The organism is Methylocaldum sp., assembly GCF_039794385.1.
Lineage (GTDB): Bacteria > Pseudomonadota > Gammaproteobacteria > Methylococcales > Methylococcaceae > Methylocaldum.
This window is the reverse complement of the sequence record NZ_JBDIVO010000480.1, coordinates 1-2829: the sequence shown is the minus strand read 5'-3', so window position 1 is coordinate 2829 and position 2829 is coordinate 1. Positions and strand designations below refer to the sequence as shown.

Below are 2829 nucleotides of genomic sequence, written 5' to 3'. Positions count from 1 at the left end.
ACAAGACCGACCTCTCGCCCCGAAATCGGTCCAAATCGCGCGCAATTCAGTTCCGAATCTTGCCGAAGCCGCTGAATTCGAGGCTGGCACGCATCCTGCTCGGTCTCATCCGTAACGAGAGGTGCGCCATTCGGCGGCACCGTTCACAAATGGCGACTAGGGTTCCGGCCCCTCCGCTCGGGGGCGTCTGGTCCGAGAGTTTCCGGCCCCGTGGCTCGCGGGGTTACACGGCGGGATAAAAGCCCGGGAGGTCGTGACGGTTCGTAAGAACCGGTTCGCCCTCTCGCCGTGTAATTTCCGAAAAGGAGCCCCGTGATGTCGTCCCTATTCGCTCATGCCTTGCGCCGTTTTCTCGCTTTCCCGGCCTTGATCGGCCTTCTTCTGCTTCCCCTGCCGTCTCCCGCCGAGGTCAAGATCGGCGTCAGCGACTGGCCGGGCTGGGTCGCCTGGTACGTGGCCGAAAAGAACGGCTATTTCAAAAAGCACGGCGCCAAAGTCAAACTGGTTTGGTTCGCCAACTACACCGATTCCATTTCCGCGTTGTCGGCCGGCCAGCTGGACGGCAATTGCCAGACCTGGTCCGACACCATGGCCCCTTTGGCCAAGGGCATTCCGCTCAAGGCCATACTGGTCAACGACAACTCGGCCGGCAACGACGCTCTGATGGTCAGCCCCAAGATCGAGAGCTTCGCCGACCTCAAGGGCAAGAAGATCGCGCTGGAGCAGTTCAGCGTCTCCCATTTCCTGCTGGTGACCGCGCTGGCCAAGAACGGCATGACGCAGGCGGACGTCGAGATCGTCAACCTGTCCGCCGGCGACGCTGCGGCGGCCTTCCTGAGCGGTCGTGTCGACGCCACCGTGGTATGGAACCCCTGGGTCAACAAGATCGAGCTGTCGGGCAAGGGCAAGGCGCTGTTCAGCTCCAAGGACATCCCCGGACTGATTCCCGACCTCCTGGTCGTGCAGGAAAAATCCCTCGCCGTCCACCGCAAGGATTTCCTGGGCATGATCGAGGCCTGGTACGACGCCGAGAAGTTCATTCGCGAACACCCGGACCAGGCGGTCAAGATCATGTCCAAGGTCGTCGGCCTCAAGACCGACGAGTACAAGATTTTTCTGCCCGGCACCAAGTTCTTCGCCGAGGCCGATAACCTCGAAGCTTTCGGCCCGCCCGACCAATCCCGGTCGCTGCTGAACGTAGCTCCCGCCATTTCCGACTTCCTGCTCGACAACCGGCTGATGGAAGGCACCGTGGGCTTCGCCCAGGGCGTGGACGGCTCGTTGATAAAGGAAATCGCGGACAGGAAATAGGCAGCGGCCCGCCTCCGCCGGGGACACTCGCACCTTTTCTTAACGGCTTCAATCGAGGAAAGAGAATGGCAGCTCAATACGACAGCGGCATCCCGAACCCGCGCCAGCGATGGTGGGTGATACGGGGACAGATCGGCCGCCGCGAATATCTGGTTCTCGCGCTGCTGGGCCTCTTGGCGCCGCTGGCGGCCTGGTGGGGACTGGCCCATAGCGGCTGGGTGGACAAGGTGTTCATGCCGGCGCCGGAAGAAGTGGTTACCCGGATCTACGGCTGGTTCGCCGAGGACGACCTGCTGGGCGACATCTGGATCAGCGTCTACCGGGTGACCGCCGGATTCGTCATCTCCGCCGTGCTGGCCTTGCCGCTGGCGCTGCTGATCGGCACTTATCGGCCGCTGCAGGCGCTGTTCGAACCGCTCACCGATTTCATCCGCTACATGCCCGCGGTGGCCTTCATTCCGCTGGTGATGCTGTGGGTCGGCATCGAGGAGAGCGCCAAGATCGCCATCATCTTCATCGGCACTTTTTTCCAGATGGTGCTGATGATGGCCGAAGACATCCGCCGCGTGCCCATGGCCCAGATCGAGGCGGCGCAGACCATGGGCGCGACGCGCGGCGAACTGATCCGGCTGGTGATACTGCCGTCGGCCAAACCGGCGCTGCTGGACACGCTGCGCGTCACCATGGGCTGGGCCTGGACCTACCTGGTCGTGGCCGAGCTGGTGGCCGCCAATTCAGGACTGGGCTTCGCCATTCTCAAGGCGCAGCGCTTCCTGCAAACCGACAAGATCTTTGCCGGCATTCTCCTGATCGGCCTGTTCGGGCTCCTGATGGACCAGTCGTTCCGCTGGCTGCACCGCAAGCGTTTCCCCTGGCTTTACTTCAAGTGATCAACATGACGGCCAAGATCGAAATCAGACAAGCCAACAAGCTGTTCGACACCGGGGGACGGCGCATCGCCGCGCTCGAGAACGTCGACCTCGATATTCGCGCCAACCAATTCGTCACCCTGGTGGGCGCTTCGGGCTGCGGCAAATCCACCCTGCTGCGCAGCATCGGCGGCCTGGAAGATCTCAGTTCGGGCGAAATCCGGGTGGACGGCCGGCCGGTGTCCGGCCCCGGAGCCGAGCGCGCCATGGTGTTCCAGCATTACAGCCTGTACCCGTGGCTCACGGTGCGCGAAAACATCCGCTTCTGCCGCGCGCTCAAGATCAAACGCGAAGAGATCACTTCGGCCGACGTGGAAATCGCTTCCGGGCGTACCGACGCCCTGATAGGGCTGATGGGGCTCGCCCCGGTCGAAAACGCCTATCCCAACCAGCTTTCCGGGGGCATGCAGCAGCGCGTGGCCATCGCCCGCGCACTGATGAACCGGCCCGACATCCTGTTGATGGACGAACCGTTCGGCGCGCTCGAACAGCCAGGGAAAGAACTGCGGCGGATCATCGAAGCACTCGGCGAACTTCCTCGCAATTGCCGGATTGGCCTCGGCGCCATGCAGGATCGCCTGCATGTGCG

The 2829-nt window shown here is 62.7% G+C and carries 3 protein-coding genes and 1 riboswitch; all 3 genes read left to right on the top strand.

The window, feature by feature from the left end; genetic code table 11:
- Positions 1-145 precede the first annotated feature (145 nt).
- A riboswitch (guanidine-I (ykkC/yxkD leader) is annotated at positions 146-252 on the top strand.
- A gap of 63 nt (positions 253-315) precedes the next feature.
- A complete protein-coding gene (locus ABJK70_RS23025) occupies positions 316-1311 on the top strand; it encodes an ABC transporter substrate-binding protein (protein WP_347259258.1) in 996 nt (331 codons plus the stop codon).
- A 65-nt stretch (positions 1312-1376) separates the two neighbouring features.
- Positions 1377-2201: an ABC transporter permease gene (locus tag ABJK70_RS23020; RefSeq protein ID WP_347259257.1), complete on the top strand. Its 825-nt coding sequence runs from the start codon at positions 1377-1379 to the stop codon at positions 2199-2201.
- Positions 2202-2206: 5 nt separating this feature from the next.
- A partial coding sequence (locus tag ABJK70_RS23015) for an ATP-binding cassette domain-containing protein (protein ID WP_347259256.1) occupies positions 2207-2829 on the top strand: 623 nt, incomplete at its 3' end.